General features: G+C 58.1%; 15 protein-coding genes. 11 read left to right on the top strand and 4 right to left on the bottom strand.

Going from position 1 to position 19552, the window contains the following annotated elements:
* Positions 1-95: 95 nt before the first annotated feature.
* A complete protein-coding gene (locus BLT47_RS00380; protein ID WP_074660611.1) occupies positions 96-704 on the bottom strand; it encodes a class I SAM-dependent methyltransferase in 609 nt (202 codons plus the stop codon).
* 321 nt (positions 705-1025) lie between these two features.
* Here BLT47_RS00380 and hflX point away from each other — a divergent pair, with 321 nt between their 5' ends.
* Together hflX and BLT47_RS00370 are read left to right on the top strand one after the other, a co-directional pair.
* The gene (gene hflX, locus BLT47_RS00375) at positions 1026-2597 is read left to right on the top strand and encodes a GTPase HflX (RefSeq protein WP_456151697.1); all 1572 of its coding nucleotides are present in this window, start codon (positions 1026-1028) and stop codon (positions 2595-2597) included.
* Complete coding sequence (locus BLT47_RS00370; protein WP_083329953.1) at positions 2590-4698, top strand: ATP-dependent DNA helicase; 2109 nt, start codon at positions 2590-2592, stop codon at positions 4696-4698. Before hflX ends, BLT47_RS00370 begins: the two co-directional genes overlap by 8 nt.
* Positions 4699-4809: 111 nt before the next feature.
* Here BLT47_RS00370 and lexA read toward each other — a convergent pair whose 3' ends face one another.
* Complete coding sequence (gene lexA, locus BLT47_RS00365; RefSeq protein ID WP_256332473.1) at positions 4810-5664, bottom strand: transcriptional repressor LexA; 855 nt, start codon at positions 5662-5664, stop codon at positions 4810-4812.
* 193 nt (positions 5665-5857) lie between these two features.
* On the opposite strand from lexA, the gene BLT47_RS00360 reads away from it, so the two are divergent.
* Both BLT47_RS00360 and nrdR read left to right on the top strand, forming a co-directional pair.
* A complete protein-coding gene (locus BLT47_RS00360) occupies positions 5858-6469 on the top strand; it encodes a LysM peptidoglycan-binding domain-containing protein (protein WP_074660607.1) in 612 nt (203 codons plus the stop codon).
* 404 nt (positions 6470-6873) lie between these two features.
* On the top strand, positions 6874-7341 hold the full coding sequence (gene nrdR, locus BLT47_RS00355; RefSeq protein WP_065415174.1) for a transcriptional regulator NrdR: 468 nt from the start codon (positions 6874-6876) through the stop codon (positions 7339-7341).
* A 124-nt stretch (positions 7342-7465) separates the two neighbouring features.
* On the opposite strand, the gene BLT47_RS00350 is transcribed toward nrdR, so the two are convergent.
* Entirely contained in the window at positions 7466-9739 is a 2274-nt protein-coding gene (locus BLT47_RS00350) for a HelD family protein (protein ID WP_083329952.1), read from the bottom strand.
* A gap of 430 nt (positions 9740-10169) precedes the next feature.
* Here BLT47_RS00350 and BLT47_RS00345 point away from each other — a divergent pair, with 430 nt between their 5' ends.
* Positions 10170-11690 carry a PAC2 family protein gene (locus BLT47_RS00345; protein WP_074660605.1) on the top strand — a complete coding sequence of 507 codons (1521 nt, stop codon included), beginning with the start codon at positions 10170-10172 and terminating at the stop codon, positions 11688-11690.
* 193 nt (positions 11691-11883) lie between these two features.
* On the opposite strand, the gene BLT47_RS00340 is transcribed toward BLT47_RS00345, so the two are convergent.
* Positions 11884-12708, bottom strand: coding sequence for a spermidine synthase (locus BLT47_RS00340; RefSeq protein ID WP_074660603.1), 825 nt, complete (start codon positions 12706-12708; stop codon positions 11884-11886).
* A gap of 312 nt (positions 12709-13020) precedes the next feature.
* Between BLT47_RS00340 and dinB the strand changes: the two genes are divergently transcribed.
* The 6 genes from dinB to BLT47_RS00305 all read left to right on the top strand — a co-directional run bounded on the left by dinB (position 13021) and on the right by BLT47_RS00305 (position 19530).
* Positions 13021-14328: a DNA polymerase IV gene (dinB, locus tag BLT47_RS00335; protein ID WP_083329951.1), complete on the top strand. Its 1308-nt coding sequence runs from the start codon at positions 13021-13023 to the stop codon at positions 14326-14328.
* A gap of 283 nt (positions 14329-14611) precedes the next feature.
* Positions 14612-15016, top strand: coding sequence for a DUF3040 domain-containing protein (locus tag BLT47_RS00330; RefSeq protein WP_074660601.1), 405 nt, complete (start codon positions 14612-14614; stop codon positions 15014-15016).
* 523 nt (positions 15017-15539) lie between these two features.
* On the top strand, positions 15540-15971 hold the full coding sequence (gene mraZ, locus BLT47_RS00320) for a division/cell wall cluster transcriptional repressor MraZ (RefSeq protein WP_049619063.1): 432 nt from the start codon (positions 15540-15542) through the stop codon (positions 15969-15971).
* Between the two features lie 164 nt (positions 15972-16135).
* Positions 16136-17134, top strand: a complete 999-nt coding sequence (rsmH, locus tag BLT47_RS00315; protein ID WP_074660597.1) for a 16S rRNA (cytosine(1402)-N(4))-methyltransferase RsmH — start codon at positions 16136-16138, stop codon at positions 17132-17134.
* Positions 17131-17532, top strand: coding sequence for a cell division protein FtsL (gene ftsL, locus BLT47_RS00310; RefSeq protein WP_049619061.1), 402 nt, complete (start codon positions 17131-17133; stop codon positions 17530-17532). The genes rsmH and ftsL overlap by 4 nt, the downstream gene beginning before the upstream one ends.
* Before the next feature lie 132 nt (positions 17533-17664).
* Positions 17665-19530 carry a peptidoglycan D,D-transpeptidase FtsI family protein gene (locus tag BLT47_RS00305; RefSeq protein ID WP_074660595.1) on the top strand — a complete coding sequence of 622 codons (1866 nt, stop codon included), beginning with the start codon at positions 17665-17667 and terminating at the stop codon, positions 19528-19530.
* Positions 19531-19552 lie beyond the last annotated feature (22 nt).

Here is a 19552-nt window from a genome sequence, read left to right as displayed (position 1 = left end):
TCCAGAAAGAGCAGCCAGAAAGAACGTCCAGAAAGCACGTTGAAAAAGAGCAGCCAGAAACGGGCCACGGGCTTAAAGCTTCGGGTTACGCGTTCTTAGCTACGGGCTACTCGCAGAATACGGAAGCCTTTCGCAGAACCGATCTTGGCGCACTCCCATCCCGTTTCGCGTAGCCAGCGAGCCAAAGAATCAGCACCCAGGTTCTTTTGCACCACCAGGAAAGCTTCCCCATCGGCGGAAAGTTTTGCCAACCAAGTACCGAGCAATTCGTGCAGAGCTGCTTTGCCAATACGGATAGGAGGATTAGACCAAATCAGCCGAATCTCCCGGTCAGCTAGTTGTGCTAGAGCATCTTCAGGAGTAGCGACATGGGCTTTCACACCGGCGGCATGCGTATTACGTTTCGTCAACGAAAGCGCCCGCTCATTCACATCCACTGCCCACAGTTCCGCTTGCGGCGCATGCGCACCCAGCGCGATAGTGAGCGGACCCCAGCCACACCCCAAATCAAGGGCGATCTGCCCGGCTTCCACCTGCGGATCGGGAACCTTGTCCAAAAACACCGAGGTGCCCTTATCAACACGGTTGCCGGCAAAGACGCCGTCGGACCCGGTTACCTGATACTCGCGGCCCCGCAAACGCACCTTCATCGGGTGTTCATGCGCCGCAGATTCCGGGTTGGAGGAAAAATAGTGCTCGCTCATACCCCTGATTTTAAAACACCAGATACTCGGCCCGCGGCAGGGGTGAGAAACCCGGCGCGCCGAGATAGCGCCGGCGAAGTACGGCGACCGGCAGACCGGAATAGTACGGCGCCCTGCAAAGTACAGCGACCGGTAAAGTACGGTGACGCGCAAAGTACGGTGACGCGCAAAACACGCATCGTGATACGTATCGTTGGCGCGCCGGCGTCTTCGTGGGAAAATGGGCAGAACAGTTAAGGAGCAGGTACGAACAATAAGCATTATTCCGCAGGCGAGGAAGCCGCGGAACACGTCCAAACAGCACCAGGAAAGGAATACAGTTTGCACAAAGAGGACCAACGGCTTACCGATTCTGCCGCGAACACCGAGAAGGAAACTCCATACCGGGAAGAAAAAACGGGGCACCAGGAAGAAATAGCAGGCACGGTTGATCTCAGTTCGCTGGAGGGAACCTCCCTACAAGAAACAGCCGAAGAACGGTGGGCATGGTCCGGGGACACTTTGGAGCGTGAACAGCGCCAAAAATTCCAGCGGGTAAGCGGTGTGCACCGCGACCTTTCTGAAGATGAAGCTCTCGAACTTGAATACCGGCAAGTCCGCTTGGAACGAGTGGTCCTGGTTGGTATCTACGAGTTTTCGCGTGAAGAAGCAGAAGAATCATTGCGCGAACTTGCCGCGCTCGCCCACACCGCTGGCTCCCAGGTACTCGAAGGGGTATTGCAACGGCGCGATACACCCGATAAGGCCACTTTCTTAGGGAAAGGGAAAGCCCATGAACTGGCCGAACTGGTTGCGAGCGTGGGTGCGGATACGGTGATTGTTGATTCCGAATTGGCGCCTTCGCAACGGCGTGGTTTGGAAGATATCGTCGACGTAAAAGTGGTAGACCGTACCGCGGTGGTGCTTGATATTTTCGCCCGCCATGCCAAATCCAAAGAAGGTAAAGCCCAAGTGGAGCTAGCCCAGCTGGAATACCTTTTGCCGCGTTTGCGTGGCTGGGGTGAATCGATGTCCCGGCAAGCTGGTGGCCAGGCAGCAGGTGGTGCTGGTATTGGGTCGCGCGGTCCGGGTGAAACCCAGTTGGAACTGGATCGGCGCCGCATCCGCTTCCGCATGGCAAAGCTGCGCCGCGATATCAAGAAAATGAAACCTGCCCGCGATACTCGCCGTGCCGAACGTGAACGCACAGGTATTCCATCCGTTGTAATCGTGGGCTACACAAATGCTGGGAAATCGTCTTTGCTCAACCGGCTTACCGGGGCTGGAGTGCTCGTAGATAACCTGCTTTTCGCGACCCTGGATCCCACGGTACGGCGGGCCCGCACGGCCACCGACCGCGAGTTCACACTTTCCGATACGGTCGGGTTTGTGCGCAATTTACCCACTCAACTTGTGGAAGCTTTCCGCTCCACCTTGGAAGAAGTGGGCAGCGCCGATGTGCTCTTGCACGCTGTTGATTCCTCCCACTCCGATCCGGTAGGGCAGATCCGCGCGGTACACGAAGTACTCGAAACCGTGCCGGGGGCACGCGAAGTTCCCGAACTCATGGTGTTCACCAAAAAAGACCTCGCCGATCCGGTAGATCTAGCTGCACTAGAAACCCGCTATCCGGATTCGGTAGCAGTTTCGGCCCTCACCGGGGAAGGTCTGGAAGAGCTACGCGAAAAACTCGACGAGATTTTGCCGCGGCCAAGCCATGAGCTCGAAGCAATCGTACCGTTTGATCGCGGCGAACTAGTGTCGCTGATTTACGAACGTGGAGAACTGCTAGCTCCCGTCGAATACCGGGCTACCGGCACCTACGTGCATGCCCTCGTACCGGAAGAACTCGCCGCAGAATTCTCCCCCGCTTGGCAAGAAGCTGCCCAGGAAGACCAGGTTTCTCATGCATGAGGAAGAACAAAACCCAGCTTCTAGCACTGAAGAATCCACAAACACCGCCAGCGGGCAATACTTACAGTCCAGTAACGAAGAATACGCACAGTCCGGTGGAGGGGAGTACATACAGTCCAACACTACGGAAACTTTAAACGTAAGTGCGGCAAGTTGTGCGCAAATCCTGCAGGAAGCCGTTAGTGAGCTAGGCGGGCAATCTCGCCCCGGCCAAGAAGAAATGGTTGCGGCAGTTGCTCGCACGCTGGAAGAAGACGGACATTTGCTCGTACAAGCCGGTACCGGCACCGGGAAATCTTTGGGCTATTTAGTGCCGGTAATGGAATGGGCCGCGCGCACGGGAAAACGGGCGATCATTTCTACCGCCACCCTGGCTTTGCAACGCCAAATCGTGCGTCATGACGCCCCGCTTGCCGCTAGCGCCACCCAGAAAATATTGGGCAAAAAACCAAGTTTTGCTTTGCTTAAAGGTTGGAACAACTATGTGTGCCTACGCAAAGTGGCCGGCGGCTATCCGGAAGATGATTCGCTCCTTTCCCGGGCGGAAGGAACCTACGGTGCCTCGGCCCTGGGGGAGGAAGTACTCCGCATCCGCGATTGGGCGAACGAAACCGAAACGGGAGACCGCGACGACCTCATCCCCGGTGCTTCCGATCGAGCATGGCGCCAGGTCTCGGTTTCTAAACGGGAATGTTTAGGTTCGCGTTGCCCTCTATACGAAAGTTGCTTTGCTTTCCAGGCGCGGGAAACCGCGGCCGGCGCCGATATCGTGGTCACGAACCATTCGATGCTCGGCGTCCAAAGTCAGGGCACGCCTGTTTTACCGGAAGCTGATGCGTACGTCGTCGACGAAGCACACGAACTAACAAGCCGGGTAACCTCCCAACTCACGGTAGGCATTTCGGCGATGCAATTGCGTAGCCTGGCCCGCCTATTGCGCCGCGAAAATGTTTTGCCCGGCAAATTGGAAGACGCCGCGGGCGGCCTCGAAGACGTATTGACCGATATTCCAGATGGCCGGCTTGCCGGTTTGCCCCCGCATTTGCAAGATTCGCTGGTCCTCGTGCTGCGCGAACTACAAAACGCGCAGGAAGATATCGCGGACCTGCCCGGTAAGGATCCGAATGATGCGGCCGCGAAATCCGTGCTGCGGGCCCGCGTGGCAGAAATCGTAGACGTTGTGGAACAGTTGCTCTCTGAACGCGTGGGCAACGGTTTGGTGCCGTGGATTGCACGCGATATGGAAGCACGCCCCACTTTGTACGTGGCGCCTTTGGATGTTTCCGGGGCGCTCGCGAATGAACTATTCGAAGATACCCCGGTGATTTTGACTTCCGCTACTTTGCAAATTGGTGGGCGGTTTGAGCACGCGGCGCGCGAGGTCGGTTTTCTGTATCCTTCGCAAGGTCCGTGGGAGGGGATCGACGTCGGTTCGCCTTTCGATCCGGCCCGTCAAGCGATTCTTTACGTGGCGAGCCACTTACCAGCTCCGGGCCGCGACGGTTACGGAAATGAGAACTTGGAAGAGTTGGTGCGGCTTATCGAAGCTTCCCAGGGTGGGGCTTTGTGTCTGTTTACCTCGCGGCGCGGCGCCGAAAACGCAGCTGAGTTTGCCCGGGAGCGGCTTGAAACCCCGGTCTTATTGCAAGGCGAGGAATCTTTGCCGGCACTTATTTCCGCTTTTGCGGCCGATGACGCAGCATCTTTATTTGGCACGCTGTCTTTGTGGCAGGGAGTGGACGTGCCCGGGCATACTTGCCGGCTGGTGATTATTGATCGAATTCCGTTCCCACGCCCCAATGATGCTTTGGTGCAGGCTCGCACGCAGGAAGCGGAGAAGGCTGGCCGGAGCGGTTTCATGGAAGTCTCGGTGGCCCAAGCAGCTTTGCTATTGGCGCAGGGCGCGGGCAGGTTATTGCGTAAAAGTGATGATCGGGGAGTAGTGGCAGTACTCGATTCCCGGCTCACCACTAAGCGTTACGGAAGTTTCCTGATGGCTTCAATGCCGCGCATGTGGACGACGACGAATCCCGAAACCGTGCAAGGTGCGCTACAACGTTTAGCCGCGGCCGGTGGCAACACTGGTACTGGCGCGGCATAAATACAGCTGCTGGTGGCGCATAACGCTGCCGGTGATGCATAACGCTGCCGGTGATGCATAACGCTGCCGGTGATGCATAACGCTGCCGGCGGGCCGCGCTATGCGCAGCAATTACAGCCGGCGCATTACCATGACAACCCGGCCCAATACCTGTGCTTCATCAGCCGGGATCGGATCATAGTTTTCATTGCGGGGAAGCAAAGTAATATGGCCGTTGCGGCGGTCGAGCACTTTTACAGTAGCTTCGCCGTCAATCATGGCTGCCACAATTTCGCCATTATTAGCCACCGGTTGGCGGCGAACTACCACCCAGTCGCCATCGCAGATGGCGGCATCCATCATTGAATCCCCGGAAACCTTCAACGTAAACAGCTCGCCGCTTCCCGTGAGCTGGCGGGGAAGTGGGAATACATCTTCGATCTGCTGGTCTGCCAGAATCGGAGCGCCTGCCGCAATTCTTCCCACCACCGGCACATTTACCGCTTCCGGTATTTCTACTTCACCTGACTCATCCACATAGGTGGCATGCGAAAGCGGAGAAACAGTACCGGTCGGAGCCGGAGAACCACCCGAAGCATATGCACCGGTTTCAGCATCAGCACCGGTCACACTACGTAAAGGCAATACCGGTGCCAACCCCGCCGCCTCGGAAGTGGCATTTCGACCGGAAAGAAAGCCCTCGCCAGGCACGGAATCACTACCGGATATCAAGCCATGCCTTTCCAGAGCGAGCTCCGTTAGTTCGATTTTGCGGGGGCGATGCGCATCGCGGGAGATATATCCCAGGCGTTCCAAAGAATCTAGCTGGTGCTTCACCGAAGAAGGGGAAGAAAGCCCTACCTCTTTACAGATTTCCCTAATAGTGGGCGGCATATGCCGCTGCGTTATCGCCTTAATGATGCAGGAAAGAACGGATGCCTGACGCTCGGTGAGTTCGGGAAGGCGGGACATTATTACTCCGTTCATCACGCGCACCAACTAATTCTGTCGGAGGTGCCTGCTGTTATGGATACATCAAGGGTAGAGCCAGAACGGAGCTCTTTCAAACAATTGTTCGCCACGCGTGTCGAACAATTGTTCTAGACAGTGCGCCGCCAAGGCGATAGTATTCGTACAGACGTTCGACGAACATGTGTTCGAATAGGATCGGGGGAGTCGCATGAGTGTTGCGGAAGTACTGCGATATGAAGACCAAGAAGCACCGGTGCGGCGCGTGGCACCAGCGCCGCAGCTCCGGCTGGTGCCACCGCTTGCAGCAGCGGATAAAAACCCGGCGGCACAGAGCTTTGCGTCAGGTAAAGCAGGTAAAGATGCAGCGAATGGGCAAGCGGTCAACAAACATGCCGCGCGCGGCCAGGTTGCGCGCGGCCAGGTGGCGCGCGGCCATAGCGAACCCGAAGATAGCGAACGCGGGCATGCAGTGCGCGGGTATGCAGTACGCAGGCGTGTAGTACGCGGATATGTGGCCCCCGGGTATTCAGTGCGCGGGATTGCGGATCTGGAACGCACGGTCCTGGCGGGCATGAAAGCTGCGCTCTACGTTTTTGTCGCGGCCGTAGTCCTGAGCATGGGGTTGCTCATCGGCTCTGTGTTTGGTGTAGAAAGCGGGGGAGCGGTCACCGTGCAGACTGGAGATACTTTGAGTTCGATCGCCGCCCAGATTGTTGATGCTCCCGATCATGCCACTGCCTTGGCGGATTTACAGCGAATCAATGGGCTTTCTTCTGAACAACTTATGCCTGGGCAAGTCTTGCAAATTCCGGCCTATTGATAACCGGCCCAATAAGAAGATACGACCTATGCCGGTTTACTGTGAGCCGCGAATTACCGCGAACTGAGAACGAACTGAGAAGCGGCTAAATACAGGGAACCACGCGGACTTTCCAGAAAGCGCGAGATAAGCACGAGATAGTATGGGTAAGCACGAGATAGTAAATGCGCGTGAGTAAAAAGCTACTAATAGCAATGCATCCGGAAACTCCTAATGGCTGTGAAATGAACAACTGTTAAATAGGGCAGCTGTTGAATAGATCTGAGCGGAGCTGGAGGCCTGGATGGTCTCGTAATGAGGCCCGGATGGTCTCGCATTAGTGCGCGCGCGTGCAAATAGTTCGCGCGCGGTTCTACATGCCCAGCTATTTGCTGATAAACATGCCGTGCTAGTAGCGTTTAAGCATGCATTGTCCATTTTGCCGGAATCCGGATTCAAAAGTAGTCGATACCCGGACCACAGACGACGGCATATCTATCCGTCGTCGCCGGGAGTGCCTCAAGTGTCATCGCCGATTTACCACTATTGAATCCGCGTCTCTTGTTGTTATTAAAAGATCGGGGGCAACGGAGCCCTTCTCGCGGGACAAAATCATTAGCGGTGTAGGTAGAGCCTGCCAAGGCCGCCCGGTCACCGAAGACCAACTCGCCCTACTCGCTTCCCAAGTAGAAGAAGAAGTTCGCTCCGCTGGCGGATCCCAAATAAATTCGCATGATGTGGGACTCGCTATCCTCGAACCTCTCAAAAAACTAGACGAGGTTGCCTACCTGCGTTTCGCTTCCGTGTACTCCAACTACGACTCCGTGGACGATTTCCAAGCTGCCATCGACGAGTTACGCCGCGAACGCGCCGAACGCGAAGCGCAAGCCTAACCCGCGGCCAAGCCAAACGCGCAAGCCGGGGGCCGGCCTAACCCGCAAGCCGGCCGGGGCTGCTAACCCACGGCGGGCCTAACACCCGCTATGGCTGGGGCCTAACACCCGCTATGGCCGGGGCCTAATCGGTGAAGCCAGCGGGCAGTTCCCCGGAGTAAACGACGCGGAGTTTTTGGGTAGGACGGGTCATGGCCACATACAGGTTGCCTGGCCCTTCCGCCAAAATCTCCTGTGGTTCCACCAAAACCACGGCGTCGTATTCGAGGCCCTTCGCGTCCACTGCGTCCAAAAGCTGAATCCTGGCCGTCACGTCAACGCCGCCGGTATCGCGCCGCCACGCCGCCAGCTCCACAGCACTATCTAACACTTCCGCAAATTCGGTACGCCGCGCACTGGCCACAATCACTGCCGCCGTACCGCCATCCTGTCCGTACAGATCATCCATATGCAGGCAAGCTTCCCGCACGGTTTCCACCACTACCCGTTGCCGGGCCGGCGCCCCGCCTTCCTTCGCCACCGGCACCAAAGTAAGGGAATCTTCGGCATCCCGGGCGGCGGTTACCGGCCGCACTTGCACTCCCGCCGCGGCCAAAACACGTTGGGCGGCTCGCAAAATCGGGGCTGGCGTACGGTAAGAAATCGTCAAATGTTCTTCCCGCACCTGCGCGGACAACCGGCCCAAAAGTTCTTTCCAGCCGCCTTCCGGTGCTCCCGCGGGGCGCTGATCCACATCGCCCACAATCGTCATCGAACGGGAAGGGTTGCGGCGAATAATCATTTCCCACTGCATAGGGGAGAGCTCTTGAGCTTCGTCGATCACCACATGGCCGTAGGTCCAAGTGCGGTCTGCGGCGGCACGTTCTGCCAAAGAATCACGATGCTGCTGATCCTTCATCCGTTCCGCCAACATTTCCGCGGTCACAATTCCGCCGCCCAGGCCCATACCTTCCATCGCATCCTGAGTGAACTGGTCAATTTCCGCTTCCGCGGCCCGCTGGGAACGCCGCTCCCGCCGGTCAATATCAGAATCGAAAACCCCTAAATGCTCGGAAAGCTCATCAATGATCGCAATATCGGCGTCGGTCCATCCACCCCCGGGCGCGTGGTACAAACTTTCCCGTTCCGCTTCCGTCAACTCGGGTGCAACCTGGGCAAGCAGAGCCGGGCGTTTATACAAACGTTCCAATAATTCGGCTGCCGAAGAAGGTAGCCAGTGCAAATTGATTTCCCGCCGCGCATCCACCGAAGCTGCCACATCGGCCACAATCCACTGGTTATCGGCTAGTTCTACTTCGTTTTCGCGGGCAATCTGCTCAGCCAAAATCGTTACCAAATGCTTCGCATAAGTATCGCGGGCCTCATTATGCGGCCGGCCGGTACGCCGGGCCCGGGCTTGTGCTTCTTGCACATCTCGCGGCCGCAAACGCACCGTCACCCCGCCGATATCAAATACCACTTGCTCCCGCAAAGGCTTTTCCAACAGCTCGGTTACCGCCCGCCGCGCAATATCACGCCACACTAGGCGGCCTTTAAGTTCCGCCAGTGCCGGTGTTTCCGTACGGGTGGCCCGCACACCCGGCACGAGCCCGCCAATCGTCGTCGAAACCACATCAGATTCGCCCAAAGAAGGCAAAACCTCATCGATATAGCGCAAAAACACGGGAGAAGGCCCAATAATAAGCACTCCGGAACGGGACAGCCGCTCCCGCAAGGTGTAGAGCAGATAGGCAGCGCGATGCAAGGCCACCGCTGTTTTCCCGGTACCGGGCCCACCTTGCACCACCAAAATGCCGTGCGCGTCGGAGCGAATAATCCGGTCCTGTTCGGCCTGAATAGTGGCCACAATATCGCCCATTTTGCCGTCACGCGCCTTGTTCATGGCGGCCATGAGCGCACCTTCCCCGGTCAGATTCAGCTCATCGTCCGCGTTTGCGTGCGTGGCGTCCAAAAGCTCATCTTCCACCCCGGTAACCGTGCGCAAACGGGTCTGAATATGGCGTCGGCGCCGCACCCCACCCGGGTTAGCGGCAGTTGCCCGGTAGAAAGGTTCAGATTGCGGGGCCCGCCAATCCAAAAGAATGATCTCTTGCGCATCATTCTTGAGACCAATCCGGCCAATATGTTCCGGAGCGCGCTCATCGGTGTAATCAAGACGGCCCAAAACCAAACGGTTCTCCACATTGCGCAAGCGGATGAGGTTGTCTTCATAGTGGGTGGCAAACGAATCGCGTTCGCTCATTTCCCCAGCCGATTCCTGGCCGGTCTGTGCCCGCACCCGATCAAGCCGCTCCTGGTAAGTATCGCGTTGTTGGTCGAGCGCAGCATACGCAGTATCGACGAAAGACTGTTCTTCGCCAATAGCGCGCTGCCGGGGGGACTGTTCAGTGCCTGTCACTATATACAACTCCTCAGGAGAGACCGCAAGAAAATGCGCAATTCTTGGCACGGTTACGCACGGCATGCGTGAACCACAAGCACGCACCGCCAGCTACAGCCGCCAGCTACAGCTGTGCACCATCAGTACGCACCCTGGTTACGCAACTCGTGGAAGCAGTACCGGCTTCGTGGAAATAACTACCGCAAGCACGCCGCGAGCAAAACGGGTGCGTGCGGAAAATGTATTCTGCACGCAAACCGCATATGATCGAAACTTCGGTGCCGAGAATTTGACATGCAATTATCGCGAAAAATCCTCGCCTCCGTTGTGTCCCAGGCCACCACGCTGGGCAGGCAAATGCGCTTGTAACGAAATCAATCAGATTTCGGGCATATGAGAAGATTGATGGCGTTGAGGCCCCTGAGGGCACGCACAGGAAGGAGATCACGTGGGCAGGTTTATTGATGCCGCAACCGGCGATTTTCCAGACCAGTTAGATACTCTGGTGGTGAACCTGACGGATCCTTTGAACGACGCCGGCTCAGTTTCGGATCTGGTCCGTTCAGAACTACTTACTTTGGATACGGTACGCGCGGCCCGTATAGATGTTGATCCCCTTTTGGACTACCGGGCCCAACGCCCCCGCGTCAATTACATAAATGGCGAGCTGGTGGGGCTGTTCCGGCCAGCTATCGACCTTTATATCGTGCGGGATATGGAAGGCCGGCCCTTCCTGCTCCTTACCGGTACGGAACCGGATTTCTACTGGGATACTTTCGCTGCCGATCTTGTGGATACTCTCCACTATTTCGGAATTAAACGGGTTTTCTCAGTCGGTTCTATTCCGGCGGGGCTGCCGCACACACGCCAACCGGATATGCTCGTGCGGTCCCACAACCGGGAGAAAGTTGCCCCGGCTTTGCAGGCAAATGTGTGGTATTCGGCTTCGTTTTCGGATTTCTTTGAGTACAACATTGCCCAGTTCGGGATGGAATCGGTGGCGCTTACCGTGCGCGTGCCGGTGTACCTGACGGGAAACCGGTATTCTGCCGGCGCGGTTTCGGGTCTTTCTATGCTGGCTTCGGTTTCTGGGTTCTCTTTCCCGCTGGGTGATCTGGAAGTTTCGGCGCGGGAAGAAAACGAAGCTTTGGAAACCATGATGAAGCAAAACGAGCAGTTGCGGGAGATAGTTACTGCTTTCGAAGAAGAATACGATAAGTCCGACGCCGATCCGGGCCTGGTACAGGCACCGCGCACGAGCGCTGATGTGCCTTCGGTAGAAGAAATTGGCCGCGCGGCCGAACAATTCCTTGCCCAATACGAAGCTTCGAAACAAAAAGATCAGGCGCGGGCTGGCGAGGATACCGAGTTTGAATCCCTGGGCGGGATTGCCGAACAGCTGGAAGCTTTCCGCCGCGCGCGTGGCTACCGTACCGGGCCTTCGCCGCGAGCTTCGGCGGCCTCGCGCGGGCAGTGGCCAGCCGTTAACTTGAACCATGCCGAAGATGCCGGGATTACGTATAGCGCGCCGGCTGCGGGGGATGGGCAGTTCGTGGCGCGTCAGTTCCCCCTGCCTCCCGGGATGGTGCAGCGTGGCCAAGCCCAGTTCCCGGGTAGCTCACAAGGGTACGACGCCGATGGCGCCCCGCAAGTGCAAACCGGCCCCGAAAATGCGCCCACCGCCGGAGACGCTGGTACGGCCCGGCCGGTGCTGAGCACAGCCGCCGACCACCCGGCCGCGGGCACCGAACAAACGGTAGCCGGCGATAACCTTCCGGCTGAGGATACCGGCCAGGCAGCATCATCACCGCAGGGCGAAGAAGCAACGGCGGCAGAAACCCCGGCGGATGAAGAGCCGAATAACGGCACAGTCGAAGAGCCAACTAATGGCACAGCTTACGACGCCGAAAACTCTTCCGAAACTGACCCCGGCCAGCAGCCGCGGCGCGGCCGGCACGCGGCAGACTAAATAAAGGCAGCCGGTACACGGCGGTCCACGGAGGCGAGTGGTGCCCTCGGAGGTGGAGCGGCGGCCCTAAGAAACAACCGGTCGCCTGGAGGCTTTCGCGTCCGGCGTCGTTCAGAAACATCGGGCCGTTCGGAAACGCTCGGTTGCTCGGAAGCTCTCGCGTCCGGCGTCGTGCTTAGGGGTGTGCTCCTGTTTAGGGGTGTGCTCCTGGCACCCAACCAACTTCGGCATCTCGGGCGGGTTGGGCACCGCGCGCCCGCGCCCGTAAGTCTTCCGGATCTACTAGCCGCGTGGGCAGGGGAAGGCTGCGCACTTTTCGCTCCAGTTCGTACAGCGGCAGTTCGTCATTAGAAGCAACAAGCACAATATTGCCAAAGCGCCGGCCCCGTAAAATTGCCGGGTCGGTAATCGCGGTTACGTATTTGAAAGCGGTAAACAAGGCGGCGGCTTCTGCGTTCAAACGGTTCAACCCGGCCGAAGCAATGGAATTGAGCAGATAAACCCCACCGGGAGCGAGGATGCGCGCTGCTTCCCGCGCGCTTTCTACCGTGCGCAAATGGCTAGGAACTTCCACGCCTTGGAAAGCGTCGCGAATGATCACGTCCCAAGCGGGGTTGATCGTATCGAGGGTGTGCCGGGCATCTTCCACGCGAATCCGCAAGCGCGGGGAACGGGGTAGATCAAACCACTGCCGGGCGTATTCGGCCAGCCGCCGGTCAATTTCGATTGCGAGCTGGCGCGAACCGGGGCGCAAGGCATCTAAAGCCCGTGCAAAGGCACACCCAGCCCCTCCTAAATGTAAGGCTTTGAGCGGCTGCTTGGGGGGAAAAACGGCGTCTACCGCGCACCGAAAATGCTGCATGTACTCAAATTCGAGGTACGTTGGATCATCCAAATCAAGTGCCGAAGATTCCACCCCGGAAAGAAAAAGAGTTACTAAAGAGGGGCGATCTCGATGTCGTTCCAGCTCGGCCACCGAAAAATCAGTCACAACAGGTTCTACAGGAAAATCAGCCACACAAATAGTTTACTAGATCACGGAAAATAATGTTATTTTCGCTCATTTGTGGCTAAAAAGCCGCCTTTCGCTCCCGCGTATCGCGCGCTCGCGTTGCCGGGTATCGCGCGCATGCGTTGCCGGGTATTGCGCGCTCGCGTTGCCGGGTATCGCGGGTTTGTGTTGCCGAGTATCGCGCGCTCCTGTTACCAAATAAAGCGCGTTTGCGTTACCCAGTACGGTCGCTTTCCGTTTCCGGGTGTCGTTGGCTTCCGTTGCCTAGTACCGTTCGCGCCGCGGATCGGCGATAATACAGGGAGGGAGGAATCCGATATGTCACGAGGACCGCGAGTCAAAAGCGCCCGGCATTCTTGGGGGACGGACGATTCGGACACCCCGATTCTCCACGTGGATATGGACGCTTTTTTCGTGGCGGTGGAACTGCTAGACCATCCGGAGTTGCGCGGTCGGCCCGTGGCCGTAGGCGGGCAGGAACGCGGCGTGGTTGCCGCCGCTTCTTATGAGGCTCGGGAATGCGGGGTCAACTCGGCCATGCCCGTGGGTTTGGCTTACCGGCGGTGCCCACAGCTGGTGATGTTGCCCGTGCGCGGCGAAAAATATCAGGCGGTTTCGGCCCGCATTATGGATATTTTGCGGCAGGTCACGCCCGCGGTGGAGCAGGTTTCTGTAGACGAAGCTTTCCTCGATGTTTCCGGAGCGCGCCGCCTCTTTGGGTCCCCGGTGGAAATCGCGCAAATGATTCGCGCGCAAATCCGTGCCCAGGAAGGAGTGCCTGCCTCGGTTGGAATCGCCGCCACCAAACACGTGGCCAAAATTGCTTCTGCCCAGGCTAAACCGGACGGGTGGATGCTTATTTCCGCCGCCCAAACCCTGCCTTTCCTGCACTCTTTACCGGTCGGCGTGCTGTGGGGAGTAGGTGATCGCACACGCGAACGGCTTGACCGGGAAGGTGTGGATACCGTGGGTGATCTGGTCCGGCTTGGCCCGGAGCGCCTGATTCGCGTGTTGGGTCAAGCTGCCGGCACCCACTTGTACGAACTTGCGATGGGGCACGACCCGCGCCCGGTAGAAACCACGCGGGAAGAAAAATCCATGGGCCGGGAGACCACATTTTTCGAACACGTGGCTGAACGTACCCAACTCCACCAGGTTTTACTCGCCCACGCTCACGACGCCGCCCGCCGCCTGCGCCAAGCCGGCCTGGCCGCGCGCACGGTTTCCATCAAAGTACGTTTCGCCGATTTTCGCACCATCACCCGCTCCGCCACTTTCGACCAACCCACCCAAGTAGCCCAAGACCTTTACGACCGCGCGGTAGAACTTCTCCGTCCCATCGAGATCCGCCCGCCCGGCTTGCGCCTACTGGGTTTGCGTGCTGAACAGCTCTGCCCGGAAGGCGAGGGTGTCCAACTTGCTTTCGACGACGACGCCCGCCGCTCCGCTGCTGAAAAAACCATGGACTCCATTCGCGCCCGGTTTGGAGATAGTGTGCTAAGCCCGGCCAGTCTGCTCGGCACCAAGGCAGACCCGCACGCCCCAGATGCTGCACGTGCGCCGGACAAGCCGGGCAGTCCAGATGGTTCGCGCGCCCCGGACAAACCGGGCAGCCCGGCTGCTTAGCGCATCCAGACCAAACCGGGAACTCCAGACGCTCCACTTCGTGCCCCTGCGGCCGGCCTAAACAAAACCGAGTAAGCGGCCGGCCCCAACAAAATCGAGTAAGCGGCCGGCCCCAACAAAATCGAGTAAGCGGCCGATCCCAACAAAACCGAGTAAATCGCGCCATAGTCTGGAAAACCACGCCTGACTCTTGAACATTTGTCGATCTGCGGCGCGGAACCGGCTATGGTTGAGCGGGACTAACAAGCTAAACTGGTACGAGACTTTTCGGTAAGGAGGCCCCATGGCTCTGTCTGATTACGAGCGCAAGATGCTCGAGGAGCTCGAGGCACAACTGGCGGATGAGGATCCGAGCTTCGCTCAGAACATGAAGCCGAAGGAAGTTCGGGAAACCGTCACGCGGCAGCTGTCCATTCGGCATCTCGTGCTCGGTTTACTCGCGCTGGTATGCGGAATCGCCTTGCTCGTATGGGGTGTGGCGGCAAGCATGCTGTGGATTTCCGGGGGTGGTGTGATCATCATGTTCGGCGGGGTGTGGTATGCGCTCGCGGGTATCACCACCCAGAAAGTAGAGCAGCCAGTAGGTGGTGATTCCAATACGGAATCACCGGGTGCCAAGGCACGCGGTTTCATGGCGCGCCAAGTAGAAGAATGGAACCGGCGGCGGCGCGATTTTGGTGGCGCCTAGCCTATTTTTGCCGGCGCATAGCCTAACTACAGCGGCGCCTAGCCCAAAATCGACGGTGCCTGGCTCAAATTCGGCGGCGCCTAGCCTACTGGCATAATGAGAACAAAATAACTGAAAGCCTAGGACAAAAGGCATATCGCGGTGGGCCCGTGGTTTTCTCCCCGAAATAACTGGTGGAGAAGACCACGGGCCCACTGTTTTTTAATCCGCGGCAATGCTACTACCGCTTTCCCACCCCGCTCCTAAAACCGCCAGATTTCGCGGTTTAGTGGGGAGGCGGCGCGCCTGGATTAGCGCTTCGATTCCGGCCAAAAACGTTTGCCGCAACGGCGTCCACGCGTTTTTTCGTACACCTTTTCGCGCGGGCGCAAACACGCCGTGAGCTATCCGGCGCCCACCTTCCTCCACCCCGTAAAACCGCGCAAATATGCTATTTTGCTTGCTGTTGGCCAGCATTTTTGAAATGCTGAGGGAGCAAAGTGGAGTATTGTGGAGTGGAGCGCCACGGGAAAGGGGGTGCGAGATGTTCCTAGGAACTTACGAGCCGAAGCTCGATGAGAAAGGCCGGATCATCTTGCCCGCCAAATTCCGTGGCCAACTGCAGGGAGGTCTGGTCATGACCCGCGGCCAAGAACACTGCATCTACGTTTTTCCACTTCAGGAATTTGCGGAAATGCAGCAAACCTTGGCTAAGGCTCCACTTACCTCCAAGGAGGCACGTTCGTATACACGAATGTTGCTTTCCGGTGCAGTTGATGATGTTCCCGATAAACAGGGACGCATCACCATTCCGGCGATGCTCCGCAAATATGCGGGTTTGGAACGGGATTTGGCAGTGATCGGTACGGGAAACCGCGTGGAGATCTGGAACGCCGAATCCTGGGCCACGTATCTGGAAGAACAAGAATCGGCATTCGCCGAACGGGAAGAAGAAGTCATTCCGGGGCTCTTCTAACCGCCACTACACCGGAAAACCAGGAAACGAAGATCTCACGCTGGTAGCAGCACACGAGGATCCTGCCTCGGGGATGATCTTCTCCGTCTGGCTCTGAGGCAATTCCCCAGCTTCAGAACCGCGGAGGGGATCTTTTCCGAGGAGGGAATGCGGGGAGGCACAAAATGAGCAACGGAGAAGGACGGGCGGCGCACAACGCCTTGCACCAGCCCGTTCTCGCCGATGTGTGCCTCGACCTCCTAGCCCCCGCTTTCTCCTCGGAAAAGCCTATTCTCATCGACTGCACGCTCGGCATGGGCGGGCATAGCGAAGCGGCGCTCACCCGCTTCCCGCAACTTACGGTGATCGGCATCGACCGTGATCCGCAAGCCATCGCCTTGGCCAGTGAACGCTTGGCACCTTTCGGGGAGCGTTTCCGGCCCGTACAGGCGGTGTACGACGCCGTCGCCGATATAGCGGCTACTTATGCTCCGGGTGGGGTAGCTGGCATCCTCATGGATCTGGGAGTTTCTTCCCTGCAACTGGATGCCACCGAACGCGGATTTTCCTATAGCCATGACGCACCTTTGGATATGCGCATGGACCAGGAGAGTGGTATTACCGCGGCCGAGCTTTTAGCCCAGGCATCCGAAAAAGAACTGGTGCGGATTTTGCGCCGTTACGGAGAAGAAAGATTCGCCCCGCGTATTGCCCGGGAAATTGTGCGCCAGCGGGCCAAGGAGCCGCTTACCCGCACCGGCCAGCTAGTGGACATTGTGCGCGCGGCTATACCGGCGCCGGCGCGGCGCACCGGCGGTAATCCAGCTAAGCGTACTTTCCAGGCCTTGCGGATTGCGGTCAATGATGAATTGGGCGCTTTGGAGCGGGCCCTGCCGGCAGCGATTTCTGCTTTGCGAGTGGGCGGGCGGATCGTCGTCGAGTCCTACCAGTCTTTGGAAGACAAAATCGTTAAACAAGTTTTGGGAGATGCTTCCCGTTCCACAACGCCGCGTGGGCTTCCGGTAGAACTGGCCGGCCATGAACCCGTGCTGCGGTTATTGACACGCGGGGCCCGCCAGGCCACCCCGGAAGAAATAGCCGAAAATCCGCGCTCTGCTTCGGTGCGTTTACGCGCTGCCGAAAAAATGCGCGATAACACGATGCGCGATGGAGGTGCACAGTGAGTCAAGCAGTACGCCGTCTCGAAACCGAGGCCCGGCCCGAACCACGCCGTGTAATTGATGGCAAACCCCATCTCACCGTGGTACCCACCCCCACCGCGAGTCGCGGTTTTGGGTGGACGATCGCGATTTGTGCGCTGCTGTTCATCGGTTCTTTGATAACCGTCTTTTCGCTGAATACAGCCATGGTAGGAACCGCCTACGAAATTCGTTCGGTACAGCAAGGCATTGCCGAAGAATCTGCTCACGAAGCAACTTTGCGGGACCAAGTGGTGGCAGCCTCTACGCCGGGCGGTTTGCTGGAGCGGGCCAAAGAACTCGGCCTGGAACCGGCGCCAAATGTGCAACACATTGATCTGGCACAGGGTCGCGTTATCACCCCGCATACCAACACGCCTTAGCAGTTATCTGCCGATCTCGACGCGATGATCGGGATCTTGGCTAGGTTGGGAAAAGGTAGAAAACTAGGTTGAGGAACCAGCAGCGCCCAGAAAACGAGTAGCGGTGGGAGGAAGGAAAGTGAAGGAAGGGTGATGAGTAAGCTTCACGGCACGGCGCGTACGGCACGGCCCGTACGCCGCCCGCTGTTTAGCAGCCGGATGCGCACACTCGTCGTAATTTTCGCGGTCTGTTCCCTCGTGCTCGGAATCCGACTTTTTGACCTGCAGTTCTTACGGTCCGAACAGCTTTCCGCCGCGGCTGATGCTTTCCGTACCCGTACCTATACCCTGCACGCCCAGCGCGGCGATATTCGGGATTCTTCCGGCGCGGTACTAGCTACCTCCGTGGAACGTTACAACATCGGCGTCAACCAGAAACTCATCGGCGATTACGTACACTACGCCACCGATGCGGAAGGCAATCTGCAACGCGACGCTACCGGTGCGCCCGTCGTTGCCGGTACCGGGGCCGCGGAAGCCGCGAAAGTACTAGCTCCGATCCTCAAAACTGACCGCGCCGAACTGGGCGGGAAAATGATCGGCGGGGAAAAGAAATCCACCTTCGTCTATATCGCCAAAGATATTTCCCCTGAAACTTGGCGGGAAATCGCTTCCCTCGGCATCCCCGGTATTGAACCCGAACAATACATGAAACGGGATTATCCGAACGGGCCGGTGGCCGGAAATATTCTCGGGTACGTGGGCGAAACTGCCGAACAACCCGAATCAGTAGGACAAGCCGGAATTGAACGCACGCAAGAAGATATTCTCGCGGGTAAAGACGGCGAATACACGGTGCAAGTGGCCGGCGGCGGGGCCGTGGTACCCAACGGTACGGCTACCCGCGTAGAACCGGAGAATGGCCGGTCCGTCACGTTAACTATTGATCGGGATTTACAAAACTCCCTCATGGCGGCGCTCGATAAATCGGTAGACGCAAACCAAGCACAATGGGGTTCTGCAGTAGTTATCGAAATTGGGACCGGGCGCACCCTCGCCCTAGCAGATTCGCATTCGCCGGATCCTTCAAACCTGGCGGGCACGAGCCCCGAAAACTGGGGTTCACGAGCGGTCCAAGCTCCCGTAGAACCGGGCTCTACCGGCAAGATCCCCACCTTTGCGGCGGCTATCGACCAAGGGTCCGTGACCCCGCTAAGTACTTTCGGCGTGCCCGATAAGATCACCATGCCCAATGGGGAAACCATTTCGGACAATGACGAACACCCGAACCGGCAAATGACGGTAGCCGGGATTATGGCGCTGTCTTATAACACCGGGTTGGTCCAAGTGGGCGATACCGTGCCGGATGAAACCCGTTTCGAATACATGAAATCTTTCGGGATCGGCACCCCTACCGGGATTGAATTGCCTGCCGAATCGGCCGGTATTTTGCGGGATCCTTCCACCTGGGATAACCGCACCCGCTACACCACTATGTTCGGGCAAGGCTGGGCGGCCACCACCGTACAACTGGGGCAAATTGCCGCCACGATCGGCAACCACGGCGTTTACGTGCCCTTGCGGATTATTGACGCGGTTTCCGATCCAGACGGCGCCCAAATACCCACCGGGCCCGGAGAATCCCACCGCGTGATTTCCGAAGAATCAGCGGCAACCATGCTGAATATGATGCAGGGGGTCACCCAGCCTGGTTCTACGGGGTGGGCGGCGCGCGTAGACGGCTACAATGTGGCGGGTAAAACCGGAACCGCGCAGGTCCCGGACGCAGCTGGTAACCTCACCGAGCGGGTAGGTACCTTTATCGGCGTCGTGCCGGCAGAAAACCCGCAGATCGCAATTGCGGGTACCGTTTACGGTGGGGCTGGGGCCGGTTACGGCGGGGAAACCGCGGCGCCCGTGTTCAAGGAGGTTGCGCAGTTCGCTACCCGGCAGCTGGGCATTCCCCCTTCGGAGGTGCCGCTGTACAAATACCCGTGGTACGCATCAGATATTGGCTAAGCAGGAAGCAGGAAGTAGGTAC

It is taken from the genome of Actinobaculum suis, assembly GCF_900102025.1.
GTDB classification, from domain to species: Bacteria; Actinomycetota; Actinomycetes; order Actinomycetales; family Actinomycetaceae; genus Actinobaculum; species Actinobaculum suis.
Note: the sequence above shows the minus strand (reverse complement) of the source record. Positions and strands in the feature narration are given on the sequence as shown.